Source organism: Pseudobutyrivibrio sp. YE44, from assembly GCF_900104335.1.
Lineage (GTDB): Bacteria > Bacillota > Clostridia > Lachnospirales > Lachnospiraceae > Pseudobutyrivibrio.
Genome location: NZ_FMXT01000012.1, coordinates 50,490 through 72,230 on the forward strand (window position 1 = coordinate 50,490; position 21,741 = coordinate 72,230).

Below are 21,741 nucleotides of genomic sequence, written 5' to 3' on the forward strand. Positions count from 1 at the left end.
AAGACACCTACTAAAAGCTCGTTTGTAGCATTAAGAAAATGCAAAATTCATATCCAATCATGCTAGAGACAGGGCATTGGGCAGGGCACTTGCGGGGCTGCAAAGATTATCCTGGCAGGGGGCAGAAGTTACGTGTTACGTTCATTTTTTTACCTCTTGTCCCAAAGTGTTGAGGTTTGTGGGGGAGTGTGTTTTACTATAATCACAAGGAGGGCAAGGGGTTGAAAATCACGATTGATGTAGATGACTCTTTGGAGCAGGATTACATTACGATTCATTGCAGGGAACTGAGTGATGAAATATTAGAGCTTCAAAAAAGCTTGGCCGGCAAATCATCTGGTTCTCTCAGGATATCAGCTTTTCAAAATGATGTGGAACATTTCCTTGAGCTCAAGTCCATAATCTTTATGGAGGCTGATGGTAATTATATTTTGATCCATACTTCAAAGGAGATTTACAAAACCAGGCAAAAGCTATACGAGCTGGAAGAACTTCTTCCGCGAGATTTTATCAGGGTATCCAAGTCAACTATCGTAAATACGATACAGATATCCGCAATAAAGAAAAATATAACTGGTGCAAGTGAGATATCTTTTAGCAATTCAAACAAAAAGGCATTTGCTTCAAGAAACTACATTAAGGCACTTATTGAAATAATGGAAGAAAAGAGGTTAAAGAGATGAAAGGAAAACAAGTCGTAGCAGGTTTAGTGCTTATACTTTTTGCAGTAGCATTATTTATGGATAAATTGGGAGTATTCCCAGAGTTGCCAATTATAAAGATTGGTATGTCTGCCATTTTGGTTTATGTTATCGCTTGCTCTTTGAGAAAGCTACAGTTTGTAGGAATCACCTTCCCACTTGGACTTATTGCTTGTCTGTTTAGTACAGAGCTTGGAATTGATAAGGTTTCACCAGCTATCATCATCCTTGTATCAGTGCTGGTAGGTATTGGTCTTACCTTGATTTTTGGTCACCATCCAGCGGTAAAGGTTATTGGAGGTAAAGAGAGTCATAATTGGAATAAGCATTGCGGAGGTAATTCAACAGTGGAATACTCAGAAGCAGAGGGCACCTTTTGTGTAGATAACAATCTGGGAGAGAGAACAGAGTACGTTACAGTAAAGAATCTTCGTCGTGGTGATATTGATAATGCACTTGGTAGCCTTACAGTTTATCTTAATGGTTCAACCCTTGATCCAGCCGGTGCTTTCATTAGCATCGACAATGGCCTTGGAAGCTTGAAGGTATTTATTCCAAAGGAATTCAGAGTAAAGATGAATATCGATAATGGCCTTGGGGCTATTAACACTCATGGCGAGTATTCCCATGATGAAGCAAGTCCACTGCTTTCCCTTGATATCGACAATGGTCTTGGACAGACAGATATTTATTTCGAGTAATTTTCAATTGAATATGTTACAATGTCTTTCGGGAGGATGGTTAGCAATGCTAATCATCCTTTCTAGGTTTTAATTAGTTTTTAGAATGGAAGATTTTTATGAGTATTTTAAATGTTGAACATTTATCTCACGGATTTGGAGATAGAGCTATTTTTGAGGATGTATCCTTCAGACTTTTAAAGGGAGAGCACATTGGTCTTGTTGGTGCCAACGGTGAAGGTAAATCCACCTTCATGAACATCATCACTGGAAAGCTTCAGCCTGACGAGGGTAAGATTGAGTGGAGCAAAAAGGTGCGAGTTGGTTATTTGGACCAGCACACTGTCCTTGAAAAGGGAATGACCATCGGTTCGGTTTTACATAGTGCCTTCGATTTCCTTTACGAGATGGAACAGGAGATGAATGATATCTATGCCAGCCTTGGAGAGGTCACTGACGATGATGAAATGAACAAGCGCATGGAAGAGGCAGGCACTATCGCAGATCTTTTGACTATGCATGATTTCTATATGATTGATGCCAAGGTAGAAGAGGTTGCAAGAGCTCTTGGTGTGTTGGAGCTTGGGCTTGATAGAGATGTTACAGAACTTTCTGGCGGTCAGCGTACAAAGGTGCTTATGGCAAAGCTTTTACTTGAAAAGCCAGACATTCTTCTTTTGGACGAGCCTACCAATTATTTGGATGTAGAGCATATCGAATGGTTGAAGAGATACTTAAATGAATACGAGAATGCTTTTATCTTGATTTCTCATGATGTGCCATTCCTCAATTCAGTAATTAACCTGATTTATCATATGGACAACAAGCAGCTTAATCGCTACGTGGGTGACTATGACAAGTTCCAGGAGGTTTATGCTATGAAGCAAAGCCAGCTGGAAGCAGCCTACAACAGACAGCAAAAGGAGATTGCTGAGCTGAAGGATTTCGTTGCTAGAAACAAGGCTAATGTGGCTACAAGAAATATGGCCATGTCTCGCCAGAAGAAGCTGGATAAGATGGATGTGATTGAGCTTGCTGCCACAAAGCCAAAGCCAGAGTTTTATTTCAAGGAGGCACGCACACCTAGCCGTGTAATCTTTTCAACAAAGAATTTGGTAATTGGCTACGACAAGAATGAGCCTCTTACAAAGCCTCTTAACCTTGAAATGCAGCGCAAGCAGAAGATTGCTCTTGTTGGTGCAAACGGTATTGGAAAGACCACTCTTCTCAAGAGTATTCTTGGTCTCATTCCACCACTTGAGGGAACTGTATATCAGGGAGAGTTTTTGGAGATTGGATATTTTGAGCAAGAGATGGATCAGCATATTTCCACCACCTGTATTGAGGAAATCTGGAACGAGTTTCCTTCCTATAATCAGAATGAGGTTCGTTCAGCTCTTGCAAAATGTGGTCTTACCACAAAGCATATCGAAAGTCTTTGCCGTGTACTTTCCGGAGGAGAGCAAGCCAAGGTCAGACTTTGCAAGCTTCTAAATCGCGAGACAAATCTTCTTCTTTTGGATGAGCCTACAAACCACTTAGACGTGGAGGCTAAGGAGGAGCTTAAACGTGCCCTTAAGGAATACAATGGAAGCATCCTTATGGTTTGCCATGAGCCAGAGTTTTATGAGGGCCTTGCCACAGATGTGTGGGATTTTAGCGGCCATAGCTTAAAGATTTAGTTTAAATTAAATAGTATAAAGATAAGCCTTTGCACTTTTGTGTGAAGGCTTTTTTGAAATAAAAAAATATGAGAAATTGTTAAATCACTATTTACTTTAACTCGATAAAGCGTTAAAATACCATCTATAATGTCTTGTGTGGAAAGACAAATGTCCGTGCAATGCAAATAATATTTTAGGGAGATTAGTATGAAACTAGTTAAAGCGTACAATAGCGTAAGTCTAATTGTAAGAATTCTATGTGGTTTGGTTATAGGTGCTGTCCTTGGTGTAGCATTCAGTAACTTGAGTGTGGTTGCACTTTTAGGAAGCATTTTCGTTGGAGCCTTAAAGGCTGTTGCACCAGTGCTTGTATTTGTTCTTGTTATATCTTCTCTTGCACAGGGAAATGACAAGTTGGACAGAAGATTTGTGACAGTTATTGCTCTATATATGGCAAGTACACTTCTTGCTTCTGTAGTTGCAGTTGTAGGTAGCTTCTTATTCCCTCAGACACTTGTTCTTAGCCAGGCAGCTGAGTCAGATGTTGTTCCTACAGGTGTAGGAGAGGTTCTTTCAAATCTTCTTATAAACATGGTGGCAAACCCAGTTGGCGCTATCGTTGAAGGAAGATATATTGGTATTCTTTTCTGGGCAGTTGTTATGGGTCTTGCTGCAAAGAGAGTAGCTAGTGATTCAACAAAGAAGCTTCTTGAGGATCTCTCAAACATTGCTTCACTTGCCGTTAAGTGGATTATCAATCTTGCTCCATTTGGAATCATGGGCCTTGTTTATGAGAATGTTTCAACAAACGGACTTTCAATCTTTACAGATTATGGAAAGCTTCTTGCTCTCTTAGTTGGATGTATGCTCACTGTAGCACTTGTGGTTGATCCACTTCTTGCAGCAATCATCCTTAGAAGAAATCCATATCCACTTGTATTCAGATGCCTGAAGGAATCTGGTTTGACAGCCTTCTTCACAAGAAGCTCAGCAGCAAACATTCCTGTAAACATGGAGCTTTGCGAGAAGCTTGGTATGGATAAGGAAATGTACGCAGTATCTATTCCTCTTGGTGCAACCATCAATATGGATGGAGCTGCTATCACAATCGCTGTTATGTCACTTGCAGCGGCAAACACTGTTGGAATCCAGGTAAGCTTTGTGACAGCTTTAATCCTTGCTTTCATCGCTACTCTTGGAGCTTGCGGAGCATCAGGTGTTGCTGGCGGTTCACTTCTTTTGATTCCTATGGCTTGCTCACTCTTCGGTGTAAACGCAGACGTAGCCATGCAGGTTGTAGCAGTTGGCTTCATCATCGGAGTTGTTCAGGATTCTGTGGAGACAGCACTTAACTCATCAGGTGATGTTATGTTTGCAGCCACAGCTGAGTACTCACAGTGGAAGCGCGCTGGAAAATCTCTTCCAACCTTCCTAGGCGGTACAACAAAAGTAGATATCTAAAAAATTCCCCCAACCAAGTTTAATTGGTTGGGGGTTGTTATTTCTCTAGGACACAATTTCGTAAATATATGGTGCTAAAATGGAACCAATCATGGGGGAATATATCATCAGTTAGTTTAGAGGTAAAGAATGATAGAAGTACCTGGTTGGGTCATACTAAATTTTTTCACATCGTTTCTTTTGATTCTTCTTTTGATTTTTCAGAACAAAACCTCAAGGTTGCAGTCTGGTAGAAAATACTCTGCAATTCTAGTTTGTACGCTCGTTTTACTCTTTTCAGAATCCATAGGTCGTATTGGCGAGTTACACCCTGATAAATATCTTTTCCTTGCACAAATAGGCTATTACATGATTTTCCTTTTAGATCCGGTAGATATTCTATTCGCGGTGAGCTATGTAGATTGCTGGATGGCCAATAAAAATAGCAAGCCTCGCGATTATTTTAGGGCAGCTTTCCAGGCATTTGCCCTTATAAATATTATTCTTGTAACTGTATCTAATATTTTAAATCTGAGATGGTTTTATTACTTTGAAAATAATGTTTATTACCGCGGCGAGTTCTTTATGGTTCGTGCCATTATGGTAATGATATTTATAGTTCTGCTTCTTATTTACGCCGTGGTGTTTAGGAAGGATTTTATGAGTGAGTACAAGAATATGATTTTATTCTTACCAATATTTGCGTTGATTGGTGCTGTGCTCCAGGTTTTCCTGTCTAGTATAGATACAACTTACGGCGGAATTTCCTTGGGATGCTTAATTCTATTTTTCTTCTTCCAAAGCAATGACGTTAACGTTGACTATCTATCTGGCGTTCTAAATCGACGTGGCTTGGATATTAAAATGGAAGAAAAAATTAAAAATGCCCAGAATTTTGGAAAAGACTTTGCTGCTATCATGATGGATATAGACAATTTTAAAACCATAAATGATACCTTTGGACATGAGGAAGGTGACAAGGCCATCAAAGCAGTTGCTGACATAATTGCATTTACTTTTGATGATGCGGTAGCAATCGGACGATTTGGTGGTGATGAATTCTGTGTTATCACTGACAATGTATCACGAATAGAGATTGAGTTAATGATAGAACGAGTTCGAGAGCGAATAGCTAAGGTCCGACAAAAAAATGGCTGGGATGAAAATGTGGATGTAAGCTGCGGCTATGAAATCTACAACCACAACAGAAAAACCACCCTATCGGAATTCACGGAACACATCGACTCACTAATGTACAACCAAAAACAAGAACACCACATGGTCCAAAAGGATGGGTAGCTTCAGCTACCCAACTTTTGTGACCGGGAGATGACCCAAAAGGATGGACAGCTTTAGTTGTTCATCTTTTGCGGTCGAGGGTATCTAAAAAACACTAGAGCATGTAACTCTGGAAACAAGCTGGCTAATTATCTTAATGCCCTATGTGAATCATCTGCACATCATCATAATCATGTTGGAGAAGTTCTTCCTGTAGCGTTGAACACATTAAAAGATTCTCTTAAAAATGTGGATGAAATTGTAGCAGAAAATATTCAAGTGAAGGAAGTGTAACTATGGGAAGATAAATATTTTAGCACCGAGGAAATGAATAGTGTTATAACAGATATAGAAAGCTGCTTTAAAAACTATAAATCCCAGGCTGATGTTGTGCTTTTAAAATTTGATAATTTCGTAAACAATGATAGTTTCCAAGGTGATGAAGCTGACGCGTCAAAAGAATTTGTAAATACTGTAGAGAAAGGATTTATCAATTCGCAGCTAGAAATGCAGAAAAAGTTACTTGAAATGTATAGGCATGCTGTAACTTCTTTTGCAGAAAAGGTAGATTCAGCGCCTAATGCTAGAATTGATTTAGAACATCTAAATGAAGCAGAAGCTGAATTGAGGTCTATCTATCGAGAACTTGTGTCATATTCTGATTTCTTTGAGTCTGTAGTTGATGATTTGAACAGAAATCATGGTAATGTGTACAACTTTTCAAGACCATATTCAAAACCATATTCAAAACCTGCCAAGGAAGCACTATCACATCTTTGCGGAGGTGATGATTTAGATGCTGGATTCATTCATAGTGTTAAGCAAGCTTTTATAAAATATGACATGGAAGAATCTGCTTACATTGATAGTATGAAGTTGATCAATGTAGCGAGATATATTTAGTTGATGGAAATTTATTCTATACGGATGAAGATTATGGAAGAATACACAATGAATCATCTAGTGCTAAGCAATATGAATCTTCTAGTTTAATAGTATATAATCACGATAAGAAAAGTTGGTATAACAATTCCTCGAGTGTAGTAATTAAGGAGTAAAACATAAATACAATGAAATCTAAGATACTAGTGATGGCAGCTTTGACGATGCTTTTGATAAATGGCTGTTCCAGTAATATCTATCAGGCTGAGGAACCTGAAATATCTGAGGCGGACGAAACGGATAATCAAGCTGAGAATATGACTAAATCTGTAGATGATGTTAACCCAAATACAGATTTTTTGATATTAGATGCTGTTTATTGTGATAATGTATCAACTACTGAGGACAAATTTGCTCCTTTTTTTGATATCGCATACGGTAAAACAGGGGAAGTTACGTCATTTGCAGACGGCTATAATACTTCTTCCTTCGAAGGGGAAATTACAATAAAAAGAAAAACTGAGGAATCTTCTCACGTAAAATATATCTTTTATGAAAATAATAAAATGACATTCCAAACGCAAAATAGAAATGATATGGCTTGGAATGGTGCTGAATATATCCAATTCAAGGATATAAATGGTGATGGATGCGAAGAAATCTTAATTGCTTATTATACCCGTGGCACTCGTATATATTCGCTGATTGAGTTCTATATATTTGAAAAAGAAAATGATAAATGGAAAATAATGCTGAACTATGACGTTAATGATGAGACAAATGTGAGCAAGATGCTGAAGGATAGTGGGTATTCATCGGAAAAACTAGTAGATGTTAGATTGGAGGAAAATTACATTGAAGTGTCTGTTCTTGATGGTGATGAGTTTATAGATGGTATATATTATCCTCGTGGGTATCAACTGAAAATCACTGATAATACCCAGGTTATGGATTGAGAAGGTGACTAATGATGAATGAGAAAAATAAAATACCGTCAAATATAGATATATATGATGCAAAAGTACTAGACTTTAGCTGCCATTTTTTTGGAGATGAAGTGAATGTATATATAGAAATATCGGAACAAGAAATATGTAAACTTTCCTTTATTATGTGTACATTTGTAAAATATGAAACGGATGCCTCTTGGGGAAGAAGTGATTCATTCAAATATGTTAAAGATATGAATCTACGCCAGTTGGGGTATTTTTGTGAAAGATTATGGGTTGAGCCAAGTAATGATGATATAGAGTTATTTTGGCACACTAAAGAACTTCGAACATCACAGGTATCAAAGTAATCCTTAACAAATGAATAATTTTATTATTGTACGTCATTTTAGTGTAGTATATAATAATTGCATAGACAATTCGTAAATACGATGACGGGGGTAGCGTATGATAATCAGTGAGAGGGTATTTAAAATTATGGAGGCTAAGGGGATGACACAGTTGGAGTTCTCCTCTGGCACAGGCATTGCGCAAAGTACAATCAGCGATTGGAAGAGAAAGAAAACAAATCCATCTGCTGAAAAAATTATGACCATCTGCGATGTTTTGGATGTTTCACCATTCGAACTTTTGCAGGACACTATTCCATCTAAGGGGGCTGGCGAAGTGGACTTTATCATTGCCAGCGAAGGCACCGCTGAATATGAGGTGGTGAAGAAGATGGAAAAGCTCAACAAAAAAACAAAGGATGAGCTCACAGGCTACGTAAAGAATCTTAAAAACAAGAAATAGCTATCAATACTCACTGGCGAAGCAGCCAGTGAGTTTTTTTATGCCATTCAAACTATATTACTATTCACAGGCTTTATCAATAATTCTAACTGAGAACCCTCCTACTATGTGGGTATAGCTTCAATCACAAAATAATGATTCTCTAAATGCGGCATGTAGCTTTTTTTATTGTGAGTGTTCTTTCAATTCTTTGCGCTTTGAAGCTACTGTTTGTATTGCTCAGACACACACTATTTTTAGTAAGGCTTCCCCTCAGGGTATATAACTATCAGTTGCTGGAATTTGGAGTGCGCTTAGTAAAATAAAAAGCAGGTTTTGAATGTATAGGCAGCAGCCGCTAGGATGGCGGCTGCAGTGGTCACTTGAGACACGATGTTGAATGTGCCACGGTGACTATACATACAAAACCTGCTTTTTTAATTTTACTTAGCAAACGGAGTATGGAAGCAACTGATAGTTATATACCCTGAGGGGGAGCATTAAGTAAACTTACAAGTGTCTGAGCTATACACACAGTAGCTTCAAAGTGCAAAACCAATGAAAGTACACTCACTTAAAGCTACATTAGCAGCATTAAGAGAATCTATTATTTTGCTCTAATTCCCCTATACCCACATAGTAGGAGGGTTCTCAGCTTAATAATACTTTATAGCCTGTGAATAGCAATAATCAGTCACAACTAAGTCACAGTTATATCACATTGTGGAAAATCCTTGATGGTATACTATATTTTGGTACAACTCTAGCTTTGCAGGAGGATGAACAGTGAAAGGAAAACAGGTTGTAAACAAGGATATAGCAATTAGGCAGTTAATCATTATAGTTGGGATTACAATAAATGTTTTACTGTCGTATTTTGTTTATTTATTGGATTTACCTATATTTTTAGATACTATCGGTACTATTGCTGTCTCTATTTTGGCAGGTCCTTTTCCAGGTGTAGCTGTTGCGATGCTTACAAATGTTTTATGTACGGCATTCAATGAAGTGGCCATTTATTTTGGTTTTATCAATACTTTGACGGCTATTTTTGCCTATTGGTATGTAAAAAATAGAGTTACCAGAAGCTTTAAAACTGTTTCTTTCCTAATATTAGGTAGTGCTCTTATAAGTGGTATATTGGGTGCACTGACTCAGCTACAAGTCTTTTCCGGTCCGGAAAGTCCTTTCATTATGAGCACATCCAAAGGCATTTCATCTGCAACGGGAATTCCTTTTGTGCTGTCTTTTATTCTTGTTAACACAATACTTCATATTCTTGATAAGGGAATTACAGTAGGTTTAGCTCTAAATATCAATTATTTTGTCCCTGAAAAGTATAAACAAATTATTAATGATGGAAAGTGGAGGCAAAAAAGTCTCACTGAAGATCAGATAAAAAAACTTCGAAACTGGAGTAAAGGCGTAAGGTTTTCTATGCGCGTTAGATTAACCCTTGTTCAGTTTGGGGTTTCTATTGGTCTTATATTATTAATGAGCATTGTTGGTATGCAAATGTTCTTTAAAAATGATATTGCCGAAAAGAGAGACACAGCTGTTAATGTAGCAAAGTTTGCTGCCACAATGATAAATGGAGATCATATTAATGACTATCTAAGGGAAGGGGAGGATTATCCAGGTTATAAAGAAACTTCTCTGGGGCTACAGACCATCAGAAATAATGCTGCTGGCCTTCAATACTTATATGTTGTAAAGATTGACAAGGAGAATACTACATTCATTTTTGACGTTCCGGATTCAAGTGTTTATGAGGATTATGAAACGGAAAAAGATGTGGTGAGATATCCGGTGGGCTATACCATGCCATTAGAAGAGGAATTCAAACCATATTTGGAGGATTTATTGGCAGGAAATGAAATTCCTCCTGTGGAGATAAAGACTCAATGGCAGTGGATGATAGCCGCATATTCTCCAGTATTTGATTCAAATGGAAATTGCGTTTGTTGGGTTGGAGCTGATGCATCCATCAATTATATAGCTGATTATCTTATGGATTTTATGTGGAGAATTCTGCTTATTATGTTTGGCGTTATGACTGTTATTTTAGCATTTAGCATGTGGACTACCAACGCCTACATGGTTTACCCAATTAATAGTATTGCAGTGGGGGTAGAGGATTTTATTCAAGCTGGAGATGATCAGAAGAAATTAGATGAAGCTATTAGAGCTTTAAGGAAGTTAGATATACACACAGATGACGAGGTGGAGCGACTATATTATGCAATTTGTGATTTGACATTAAATCAGGCAGAACAGATGAGAAGCATTAGGCATTTCTCAGAAAGTACAGCCAGGATGCAGGATGGTTTGATTATCACTATGGCAGACCTGGTGGAAAAACGAGATGTTAACAGTGGGGCCCATATTCAAAAAACAGCAGCTTACGTGAAAATAATTGTAGAGGCGTTACAGAAGAAAGGGTATTACGCAGGAAAAATCAATCAGAAATTTATCTCAGACCTTTCAAGAAGTGCACCACTTCATGATATTGGAAAGATTAACGTACCGGATAATGTATTGAATAAGATGGGAGAGTATACAGAGGAAGAGTATGAAATCATCAAATCACATACAACCTCAGGAATGAAAATTTTGGAGAATGCGATTTCAACGGTAGCAGGCGAAAATTATCTGAAGGAAGCCAGAAATATGGCGGCTTACCATCACGAGCGGTGGGATGGTAATGGCTATCCTGAAGGGCTTCATGGAGAAGTTATTCCTTTATCTGCAAGAATAATGGCAGTTGCCAATCAATTTGATATATGGACATCGGGAAAAAATGATTCAAAGCAATATTCTTTTGATGAAGCGGTTAGCCTAGTAGAAGAAGGCGCTGGTACAGAGTTTGATCCAAAATGTGTTGAAGCTTTTCTAGACTCTCTTCCTGAAATAAAGGTTATTTATAGGAAGTATAACAAAAACTAAAGTCTTATTAGGAGTAATTATTTTTTTCAAGTAAAGGAGTTTTGCTGTGAGAAAGATAAAACTAATCTGTACGCTCTGCTTTATGACATGGGTGCTTTTCCCAGCTAGTGTACATGCAGAGGATGATATAGTTGAATATGATACTTTTGGCGGAGGCTATGCTGTCTCTGAACAGATTCCTGAAGTGGGTTTTACTTCAGAGATTTATGATGCATCAAGCGGTCTTCCTACATCTGATGCGATGACTATTCTAGGAGCCAAGGATGGTCATGTTTGGATAGGAGGCTATAGTGGTGTTATTAAATATGATGGCACAAATTTTGAACGCCTAAGCACAGAACAGGGACTTACCAGTGCAAGATATATTTACGAGGACAGCAAAGGTCTCATCTGGGTTGGAACAAATGATAATGGTGTTGTTGTGCTGAATGGAGCAGAGCGAAAGCAGTTTACTTATTTGGATGGGTTGCCATCATCCTCTATACGAGTCTTTTCGGAGGATAAAGCTGGAAATGTGTTTATAGGAACAACTTCTGGAATATGCTATGTGGATAAAGAACTGAATTTCCATCAGATAAAGGATTTACGTGTAGATGAAGAGCGAGTTCTTCGCTTAGATGCTGATTCAGAGGGAACTATTTATGGTCAAACCTCCAACGGAATCGTCTTTAAAATAACAGATTGTAAGATTTCAGAAATACATCACAGCAATAATCTTGGAATAAAAAATATCACTACAATCCTTGCAGATCCTAATAATCCTGGATATGTATACATGGGAACTAATCAGGGGATAGTTTATTATGGCAAATTTGGAGCCAATAAATTGAAGCTAGAAGCAGTTAAACTTGATCAGATAGACTCTGTCCACTGGCTAAGCTACGACTGTGGTAGGGTGTGGGTTACTTCAACAAATAAGTTTGGTTATATTGAAGAGAATAATACTTTTAAGCTAATTGAAAATATTCCTGTTAGCGGCGGTATCGAAATGACTACGTCAGATTATCAGGGAAATATCTGGTTGGCATCCTCTACCCAGGGGGTTATGAAAATCATAACCAATAACTACATGGATGTTACAGAAAATGTTGGCATGCAAAAGGCCGTTGTTAACGCCGTTTGTGATTGTAATGGTTATTTGTATGTAGGTACAGATGAGGGGTTACAGGTGGTTGGAATGGAAGGTGAAATCACAGAACATCCTCTAATAGATTATCTGAGAAATGTCCGAATAAGATGCATTAAAGAAGATGATAGAGGAAATCTGTGGATTGCAACCTATAGTGATGCCCATGGTCTTGTATGCTACAAAAAGGATGGAAGTATTTTTAGTTTAACTACAGAAAATGGTCTGCCAGACAATCAAATAAGATGCATTTCCTTTACCAGTGATGGAAGTGTTTTGGTTGGAACAAATGGTGGAATCGCAATAATCAAGGATGAGCAGGTGGTTCACAACCTTATATTGTCTGATGAGGTCAACAATAGGGTTATGCTTACTGTTGTTGAAATGGATGACGGTACAATACTGGCTGGTTCAGATGGAGATGGAATTTATGCCATTAAGGATAACAGGGCCAAAAGAATTGGTCGTGATGATGGTCTGACCAGTGATGTTGTTATGCGAATATTTAAGGATGAGGACAGGGATATATATTGGATAGTTACTTCCAATTCTATTGAGTACATGAAAAATTGGAAAATAACTCCTATCAGTAGCTTTCCTTTTAACAATAACTATGACATATATTTTGATAACAATGATACTGCATGGGTGTCTTCATCCTATGGATTGTATTCCCTTTCAGCGGATGATTTATACAACGACACAATCTCTGAATATCGACTTGATACAGTAGAAAATGGTTTGCCATATGCTATTACAGGTAATGGATTTAGCACAGTTGATGCGGATTCCAATCTTTATTTACCTGGTAGAATGGGTGTTATAAGAGTTAGTACTAAAAATTATTATAAAGAACATTCAAATGTCAGAATGAATATCAATGCAATCTACTGCGAGGACGAAAGGATAGTTCCAGATAAAGACGGAGTTTATAAGCTTCCACCATCTAAAGGTCGTATTCAAATTGTGCCTGCAATTATGGATTATACCATTCTAAATCCAATGATAAAAATGTACTTAGAGGGTGGAACTGATGAAGGTATTACCTTACCGAAGAATTCGTTGACTGCCTTAGAATATACGGCTCTACCTTTTGGAGAGTATATCCTCCATATGCAGGTTCTTGATGAGATGACTCACGAAGTCCTTCAGGACGAAACTTTTAAGCTTGAAAAGTCCCCACGTGTGGGAGAACTCATGCTTACAAAGGTGTTGGTGTTGCTTTTAATTGCTATGATTACAGCCTTTGTGGTGTGGCGTGTAATGCGCTCTACTGTCATTAGGAAGCAATATGAAGAAATCAGACAGGCCAAGGAGGAGGCTGAGCAGGCCAACACCTCCAAGTCCCGATTCCTTGCAAACATGTCCCACGAAATCAGAACTCCTATAAATACCATTATGGGTATGAACGAAATGGTGCTTCGAGAGGATGCCTCAGGTGTTCCTAAGGATTATTTCCTAGCTATGATGAATTATAGCCTGGATATCAGAAACGCCACCGAGTCATTACTTGGTTTGATAAATGATTTGCTGGATATTTCAAAAATAGAATCAGGAAAGATGCATCTTGTAGAGCAGGAATACGATGTTCAAGAGATGCTTCGTTCGATTGTGTCAATGATTCGAACTAGAAGTATTGAAAAAGAGCTGACCTTTGATGTGGTTGTGGATGAGATTATGCCAAAGCGTTTGTATGGTGACATGGGAAAGATTAAGCAGATAGTACTTAATCTGCTCACAAATGCGCTTAAGTACACGGAAAAAGGTGGCTTTAGCCTTAATGTTTCTATGGATGCTAGAGAAAACGAAATATGCAGTCTCAGATTTTCTGTAAAGGATACTGGTATTGGCGTTAAGGAAGAAAATATGGACAAGCTGTTTGCTGCCTATGAGCGTCTGGATGAGGTGAGAAACAGCGGTATTCAGGGAACTGGTCTGGGCCTTGATATTTCAAGACGTTTTGCAGAGCTTATGGGTGGAAAGCTTTGGTGTGAATCAGTGTATGGCAAAGGCTCGGAGTTTATCCTGACCATGGATCAGAGGATTATAGATGCTACTCCTATTGGTATCTTTATGGAGCATGATGATTCTAATGCCAAGGGCCCTTATGTACCACAGTTTATTGCGCCAGATGCAGATATTCTCGTGGTGGATGATACACCTATGAATCTTAGCGTTATCAAAGGTCTTCTCAAGGCCACAAAAGTGTTTGTTACCACATCTTCAAGCGGGGAGGACGCCCTTGATAAGATTCGAGAAAATCACTTTGATGTTGTGCTCCTTGATCATATGATGCCTGGCATGGATGGAATCGAGACTTGTCAGGAGATACGTAAGTTTGATAAAGAGTTGCCGGTATATGCTCTTACAGCCAATGCAACTGCTGGTGAGGATTTTTATATATCTAATGGTTTCAACGGCTATTTGTCAAAGCCGGTTGATTCTGAGGTTTTGGAAAAGACTATCCTAAAGCATCTTCCAGAATCTATGGTAGAAATCCCTACCAAGGCTGATGCTGTTGAAGCGCTTACAGAGATGCCTGAAAGCTTAAATTGGCTATATGAAACAGAGGGTATATCAGTGGAGGACGGTATCAAGAATTCTGGAGGAATCGAAAGCTTTATCTTCGCCCTAGAGCTGTTTTATGACACTATTGATACCAATTCACAGGTGATTTCAAATTCTTACAAGGATGAAAACATTAGGCTTTACACCATCAAGGTTCATGCCCTTAAGAGCTCGGCTCGTATCATAGGAGCCAAGGCCCTATCAGAGCTTGCAGCAGGCTTGGAGGAGGCTGGAAACAATGAGGATATTGAATTTATTGATGCTAATAATGATGCTTTGCTTACAGAGTATCTTAAGTACAAGGATAAACTTGCGAGAATAAAGGGAGCTAAATCCGATGATTCAGATAAAGAACCAATTGATGAGGCTGAATTAAAGGATGCCTATGAGGCTCTCAAGGAAGTGATTCCTCAGATGGATTATGACGCAGTGGAAATGATAGTTGGACAGCTTTTGGAATACAAGCTTCCTGTCAAGGATGCTGATAGAATAAATGAGCTATCTAGATTGCTGAAGAGTTTTGATTGGGATGCAATGGATGAATGGCTTGCAAACAACCAGTAATGTGGGGGATAACCTATGTTTGATTTCATAAGAACCTATCAATTGGATATTATGCTAGTTCTTAGTGGAATATGCTTCTGCTTTGGTCTCATGGTTTTCATAACACGATTTTTGGAGCCCACCAGAAAGTACATTCTTATTCTAATGGAGTTTGTAGCAACCTTTCTGTTGTTCTTTGATAGGTTGGCATACATATATTCAGGTGATACAAGCAGATTGGGCTATTATATGGTTAGAATCAGCAACTTCTTCGTGTTTTTCCTGACTGCATGGATAGTCCTTGGGTTTAATTTCTATGTAATATACCTTGTTTGTGGCATAGGAAAAGTTAGGCCTGTTCCACTTAGATTGAACTTTGTTAGCTTTGCTATTGTTGTAGAGATGCTATTGGTAATAATAACTCAGTTTACTGATTTGATTTACTATATTGATGAGACAAATACTTATCACCGAGCGCCGGCATTTTTAATAAGCTATCTTATACCTGTAATTGGTCCTCTTGTTCAGCTTACCGTAGTTGTTCAGTACAGAAAATTAATTAACAAATACGTATATATTTCAATGCTATTATATGTGATTGTGCCGATAGTTACAGGTATTATTCAGATATTCACTTATGGTATATCTATAGTTAATATGGCCATGGTTGCAGTATCCATATCTTTATACGTATTTACGTATCTGGATATTAATGAAACTGTGTTAAATGCCCATAATCACGAAATGACGGCACTACAAAATGAGCAGTTAAAAATGAAGAGTCTATTTGAACAGACAACAACTTCATTTATGAATGCTGTAGAAGCACGTGATGAATACTCTAATGGTCACGCCACTAGGGTGGCAACTCTTTCTAAAAGAGTAGCCATGATGCTAGGGAAAAGTGAAGCTGAGTGTGAAGAAATATATTTTGCTGCCCTTCTTCATAATGTGGGACTAGTTAGTATACCAGATGCAGTGTTGGAAAAGAGGGGAAAGCTAGATGATGATGAAAGAAAAATGATTGAAAGGGTACCGATTCTTAGTAGTCAGATTCTAGAGAGTATTGAATACTATCCAGCTTTAAAGGAGGCTGCATTATATAGTCATGAGAAATATGATGGCAGTGGCTACCCAGTGAAGCTATCGGGAAAATCTATACCAGAGATAGCCAGAATAGTCGGTGCTGTAGATGATTATGATGCAATGAATCGCAGAAGAAGCTATAGAGCACCAATGGCTTCACAGTTGGCTAGGGAGGAATTTGTGCGACAGGCTGGAATCAAGTATGACCCAGATGTTGCTGCCGCCATCGTTCGAATTATTGATATAGATAATGCAGATGATGATCAAAAGCAAATCCTCCAGGTAGATTCAGAAATGACATTTGGTCTCTATAGAGACAACGTATCAGTGGGAATTCCAGTGCTTCAAGAGATAACAAAAATCTCCTTTGATTATGCTAAAAACGGAAATGTTAGAGAAGAATTTTCTCAGCCGGCCATAATAATTTTTGATTCCTTTGATGACTTGATTCATGATGATCCTAAGTCAGTTGAAGCCTATCATTATATAGAATACGGTGAAATATGGTTTGATGGTCACTTCGTAAATACGGATGCAAGAAATATGAAGGTGGAGTCAATGCCGCTTTCTGAAGGTGAGCTTGGTAATGAGGGATGTCAGATTACTGCCGCTAAATACGAGGATCATGTGAAGCTTGAGATAATAGGCCTTAGAAAGAAAATAGAAGCTATTATAGCTCTTCCAGATAGTTCAAAAGCTGCCTACATCTCATTGACAGGCGAAAATTGTATCCTTACAAATATTAAGGTTGAACAAAAAGCTGAGATGATTGGGGAGGATGATCTCCAAAAGATTGTGGACAAGGAAAGCTACATCGACCGCATGGTCTCAGACGTTCCGAATGTTCAGGTGGACAGATATCGTTCCGATTCAACAGCTCCTGTGGAGGTTAAGGATAAGTTACAAATCCGCTTCCATACCATGAGTCTTCCATCTGCTAGTCTGGTTTGGCATTGCCCTTATATTGTGCTTTATTCTTCGGAGGATGGAAAAATAAATAGTGAATCCTACCACGAGTATGCTATGATAAAGATTAACGGCGAGGTTTCTGGTGATGAGAATATCACTGAGAATAAGTTTTCTATGAAAAAGCTGGATACATTCCCTGGCTGGGAGGTATGGAAGGAGCAGCACAAGGCAGGCTTAGAATGTGCAGTATATTTTGCTAGAAAGGGAAACAAGGTTACAATCACCACAGAGACACTTGGCATTGCCATAGAAAATGTAACCACTATCCTAGACGGCGCTAAGGATGTATATGTTTCCATTAGCGGCGACCAGGTGGCACTTACAGATATAAGAATCATATAATAAGGAGACTTGAATAAATGACAACACATTTCATTGAAAATGATTTAATTAAGCTTACAGTAGCAGAACACGGAGCAGAGATTCGCTCTCTTATTAGAAAGGCTGACGGTGCTGAGCTTATGTGGCAGGCAGACAGCAATTTCTGGGGAAGAACAGCTCCAGTGCTTTTCCCGCTTGTAGGAAATTACTTTGAGAAAAAGTCTGTTTACGAGGGTCAGACCTATGAAATGGGCCAGCATGGCTTTGCCCGTGATATGGAATTTGACCTTGTAAGTCAGTCAGATAATGAGCTTTATTTTGAGCTTAAAGAATCAGAGGAATCTCTTAAGAAATATCCTTTCAAGTTTGTGCTTGGCATAGGCTATAAGCTTGATGGAGCAAAGGTAACAGTTTCTTGGACAGTTAAAAACGTAAATACGAAGACAATGTACTTTTCAATCGGCGGACATCCAGCCTTCAATTGCGACCTGGATACCTACACTCTCAGATTTGAAAAGAAGGGGCAGCCAAACGACTGTGTAAAGGCAAATATTATTGCAGCAGATGGCAGCGGATGTCTTTCTACCAAGCAGGAGCATCATCCACTTGATAATGGAATTTTGAAGATGTCTGATGAGCTCTTCTCTCAGGATGCGTTGATTTTTGAGGATCAGCAGTCTGACGCTGTCACACTTATTGATGATAAAGGCAAGGATGTGCTTAAAGTTACCTGTCCAACACCACTTTTCGGCGTGTGGTCACCAGTAGGAAAGCATGCTCCATTCGTATGCATCGAGCCATGGTTTGGTCGTTGCGACAGAGTAGGCTTCAATCAGAAATTAGAAGAGCGAGAGTATGGAAATACCCTCGCCCCTAATGAAATCTTTAATACAAGCTATGATATTGTAGTGTACTAATCCAAGTACATATTCTTAATTTCAAGAATACCATCCAGACATTCTATGAATGCATCAACAGCGGCTGGCGAGAATTGTTCGCCCCGCTGTCTTTTTATTTCTTCAATTGCATCCTCAGTTGACCAAGCCTCCTTGTAGGCTCGCTTGCTGGTAAGTGCATCAAAAACATCAGCCACAGAAACAATCTGTGCATAGATTGAAATCTCATCACCTTTTAAGCCGTTTGGATAGCCCTGGCCGTTCCAATATTCGTGATGTTCTAAGGCAATTGTTCTAGCCATCTTTATAATGTCGCCGTCAGATTTTGAAAGAATATCATATCCGTATTTAGAATGTTCTTTTATAGTTTCGTATTCTTCAGGTGTAAGCATTCCAGGCTTTTCAATAATATCCTGACTAATCATCAGCTTGCCAAGGTCATGCATCATTGCAGCAATCTTTATGGTTTCACTATCGTAGTAACTAAGGCCCATGTGTTGAGCCAAAAGTCTGCTGTATTCAGCAACTCTTCGAACGTGCTGACCAGTCTCTCCAGACTTTGCCTCTGAAATGTCTGCCAGCATAATTATAATATCTTCCTGGCTATGTTGAAGCTTTTGGAAATACTTTATCTTATCCTCATGCTCCTTGGCTTCGTCTATACGAACCTTCATATAGCCGCCTACAAAGGCAACATTGATAATTGCAACCATATCCAGCCAAAAAAGATTCTTTGCATCTAAAATGTTTGTTCCTAAATCAGGGAAAATATAGTAGGCCGCATAAAGTAAATCAAGAATATAGAATAGACCTGCCAAGTGGAAGAAAATGCGCTTCCAATTAACATTAAGACCGCCCACTATGTAGGTGCTTTCCTTTCTAAAGGTGTAGAACAGGGTAGCACAGAATAGTACGTAAAGAGCTACATAGCTCCAATAATTGGTGGCCACCACTAGGGTAAGTCTTTCAATGCAGACAAATTCCATATATACAGCGGCACCTTTGAAGTTCCACATGCCTGTACAGTAGCTGAACATCATTCCACCTAGGAACACTAAAGTAGCGTCAGCTAATATGCTCATGAATATGTATATTAGATTGTGAGGATCAGCAAAGTAATGATTATCTATGAGAAAATTGTACAGGTACATAATTCCAAGCTCGCCCCAGATAGAAATAAATGAAGGCGAAATCAGATAACCTGTAACAAAGCGCTCAACAAAATACCGCTTACTCTTCACATATTTAGCCGCAACAATTATATTCAGCACTGCAAATGCAAAGGCTGAAAAGAATTTTGGCCAATATCCAATTAGAAAACTAGATAGCTCCATACTCACAATACCCTTATTATCGCATTATACTAATAATGTTATATATAGTTGTAACATTAAAGTATGTCTAAATTATTATAATTCTATCAAGATTATTTGAATTTTGGGGTAAAACACAGAATAAGCCTTGTGGATTAACTAAGTAGAATGAATAAATGCATATGAACTGTGATGGTTGCAAAAAACATTCATAGAATAAATTCTGTGAATCAACTAGGTAGATTAAATGAATGTATATGAACTGTGATGGTTGCAAAAACTTCACAAAATAAATATACTGTGTACTAGATTTTTAATGGCTTGGATATGGGAAAGGGTGGAATTTAGTTTATGAATCAAATGAAACTAAGAGGTGCTAAATAGTGCTGTTACCTTAATTTACTAGTGACTAAAAAATAACTATTGAATTAAGGAGATTAGTATGAAAAACATAATTGTAGAACAAGAAATGTATCGCTTGGCAGTAGAATTAATAGAGAAAAGATACCCTGAAGGCTGGGGTGGAGCTGGTGTTGTTCATACATCAGCAAATCACTATTACACTAGCGTGTCAAATGATACAGCAAATTCATCAGCATGCTTATGTATTGAAACTGGAGCTATGCTTGAAGCACACAAATACAATGAAAAGGTTACACATTGTATGTGCCTTGTTAGAGATGATGAGAACTCAGAATATAAGGTGTTATCACCATGTGGCATTTGCCAAGAGCGATTAAGATATTGGGGCACTGATGTCCAAGTGGCAGTCACAACAAGGGATAACAGCTTGAAGTTTGTAGAGTTGGCCAAGCTTCAGCCCTTCCATTGGACAGATGCATATCCGGAAGATGAATTAGAACATTGGGAAGAATAAATTGTAAGGTCAGATAGCAAAAGTATAAGGAAAATCCCCCTAGATATGATATATAAATTTTTACTGGATAACCAGTAAGGAGCAAATATATCAATCTAGGGGGATTATTTTATCTAGGGGCATCTATTTATAATATAGGTTCAAATATAGATCTTAGAGTATGACTTTAAGAATATGGTGTTGTCTATAGATATAAAAATATAATATCTTTTTAGGATATGAATCTTTAGCTATGGGCTCATTTATACTTGTTGGCACTATTTTTACGGAAAAAATAGCCTACGGACTGTATTTTCCGTAGGAGAATTTGATAGATAACCCTGCGTTACGGAACAGCCTTAGGTATATTCTAATTTTTCCGTAGTCAACAAGCGTTTTGGCTCAGATTCTGTCAGCTTTGAAGTGGTAATGTAAAAGTAGACACACACGTACTTTTGTAGACACTACAATTAATTACGAGTAACATCGTAAGTATGAAGTAGTCATCCTTGAATAAAAAGTGTTACGGAGGTGTCTTATGAAACACACAACAGAAGAAAGATTAGCCATAGGAAAGCGACTGTACAACAAGGAGCTTTCGCATAAAGAGGCAATGGCTGAGTATGGCGTTTCCGATTCTTCTCTTGATAAATACACTCAAGAATACAAGAAATCACAAGGAATTCCTATAAAGGATGTATCCTCATCCAGCAAATCGGTTAATCTACGTTCTAAATCTATATCAGATATT

Annotated in this window: 16 protein-coding genes and 1 pseudogene; 16 read left to right on the plus strand and 1 reads right to left on the minus strand. The window is 38.3% G+C overall.

The features are described from left to right. Positions 1-221 precede the first annotated feature (221 nt). The 14 genes and pseudogenes from BLR54_RS12835 (at position 222) to BLR54_RS12900 (ending at position 18,842) form a co-directional block, all read left to right on the plus strand. Positions 222-683 carry a LytTR family DNA-binding domain-containing protein gene (locus BLR54_RS12835; RefSeq protein WP_090421707.1) on the plus strand — a complete coding sequence of 154 codons (462 nt, stop codon included), beginning with the start codon at positions 222-224 and terminating at the stop codon, positions 681-683. Next, positions 680-1,402: a hypothetical protein gene (locus tag BLR54_RS12840; RefSeq protein WP_207645286.1), complete on the plus strand. Its 723-nt coding sequence runs from the start codon at positions 680-682 to the stop codon at positions 1,400-1,402. Before BLR54_RS12835 ends, BLR54_RS12840 begins: the two co-directional genes overlap by 4 nt. 98 nt (positions 1,403-1,500) lie before the next feature. Beyond that, positions 1,501-3,063 (plus strand): ABC-F family ATP-binding cassette domain-containing protein, encoded by a 1,563-nt coding sequence (locus BLR54_RS12845; RefSeq protein WP_090421709.1) that lies wholly within the window; start codon positions 1,501-1,503, stop codon positions 3,061-3,063. A gap of 189 nt (positions 3,064-3,252) precedes the next feature. Further along, a complete protein-coding gene (gene sstT / locus BLR54_RS12850; RefSeq protein WP_090421711.1) occupies positions 3,253-4,506 on the plus strand; it encodes a serine/threonine transporter SstT in 1,254 nt (417 codons plus the stop codon). Positions 4,507-4,635: 129 nt separating this feature from the next. Further along, a complete protein-coding gene (locus tag BLR54_RS12855; protein WP_090421714.1) occupies positions 4,636-5,784 on the plus strand; it encodes a GGDEF domain-containing protein in 1,149 nt (382 codons plus the stop codon). Positions 5,785-5,841: 57 nt separating this feature from the next. Then, positions 5,842-6,057: a hypothetical protein gene (locus BLR54_RS12860; RefSeq protein ID WP_090421716.1), complete on the plus strand. Its 216-nt coding sequence runs from the start codon at positions 5,842-5,844 to the stop codon at positions 6,055-6,057. A 27-nt stretch (positions 6,058-6,084) separates the two neighbouring features. Next, positions 6,085-6,666, plus strand: a pseudogene (locus BLR54_RS12865) (T7SS effector LXG polymorphic toxin); the annotation flags it as partial. A gap of 167 nt (positions 6,667-6,833) precedes the next feature. Beyond that, a complete protein-coding gene (locus BLR54_RS12870; protein WP_090421720.1) occupies positions 6,834-7,601 on the plus strand; it encodes a hypothetical protein in 768 nt (255 codons plus the stop codon). An 11-nt stretch (positions 7,602-7,612) separates the two neighbouring features. Next, a complete protein-coding gene (locus tag BLR54_RS12875) occupies positions 7,613-7,945 on the plus strand; it encodes a hypothetical protein (RefSeq protein ID WP_090421722.1) in 333 nt (110 codons plus the stop codon). 142 nt (positions 7,946-8,087) lie between these two features. After that, positions 8,088-8,387 (plus strand): helix-turn-helix domain-containing protein, encoded by a 300-nt coding sequence (locus BLR54_RS12880; protein WP_242871254.1) that lies wholly within the window; start codon positions 8,088-8,090, stop codon positions 8,385-8,387. 765 nt (positions 8,388-9,152) lie between these two features. Then, positions 9,153-11,312: an HD-GYP domain-containing protein gene (locus tag BLR54_RS12885; RefSeq protein WP_090421726.1), complete on the plus strand. Its 2,160-nt coding sequence runs from the start codon at positions 9,153-9,155 to the stop codon at positions 11,310-11,312. Between the two features lie 46 nt (positions 11,313-11,358). Beyond that, complete coding sequence (locus BLR54_RS12890; RefSeq protein WP_143008449.1) at positions 11,359-15,570, plus strand: response regulator; 4,212 nt, start codon at positions 11,359-11,361, stop codon at positions 15,568-15,570. A gap of 15 nt (positions 15,571-15,585) precedes the next feature. After that, positions 15,586-17,946, plus strand: a complete 2,361-nt coding sequence (locus BLR54_RS12895; RefSeq protein WP_090421730.1) for an HD-GYP domain-containing protein — start codon at positions 15,586-15,588, stop codon at positions 17,944-17,946. 17 nt (positions 17,947-17,963) lie between these two features. Beyond that, positions 17,964-18,842, plus strand: a complete 879-nt coding sequence (locus BLR54_RS12900; protein WP_090421732.1) for an aldose 1-epimerase family protein — start codon at positions 17,964-17,966, stop codon at positions 18,840-18,842. Here BLR54_RS12900 and BLR54_RS12905 read toward each other — a convergent pair. Beyond that, a complete protein-coding gene (locus BLR54_RS12905; protein WP_090421734.1) occupies positions 18,839-20,155 on the minus strand; it encodes an HD-GYP domain-containing protein in 1,317 nt (438 codons plus the stop codon). The two genes, BLR54_RS12900 and BLR54_RS12905, sit on opposite strands and share 4 nt — an antisense overlap. Positions 20,156-20,576: 421 nt before the next feature. On the opposite strand from BLR54_RS12905, the gene BLR54_RS12910 reads away from it, so the two are divergent. Both BLR54_RS12910 and BLR54_RS12915 read left to right on the plus strand, forming a co-directional pair. Beyond that, a complete protein-coding gene (locus tag BLR54_RS12910) occupies positions 20,577-21,011 on the plus strand; it encodes a cytidine deaminase (protein ID WP_090421736.1) in 435 nt (144 codons plus the stop codon). 517 nt (positions 21,012-21,528) lie between these two features. Beyond that, positions 21,529-21,741 (plus strand): hypothetical protein (locus BLR54_RS12915; protein WP_330388210.1); only part of this gene is annotated, 213 nt, incomplete at its 3' end.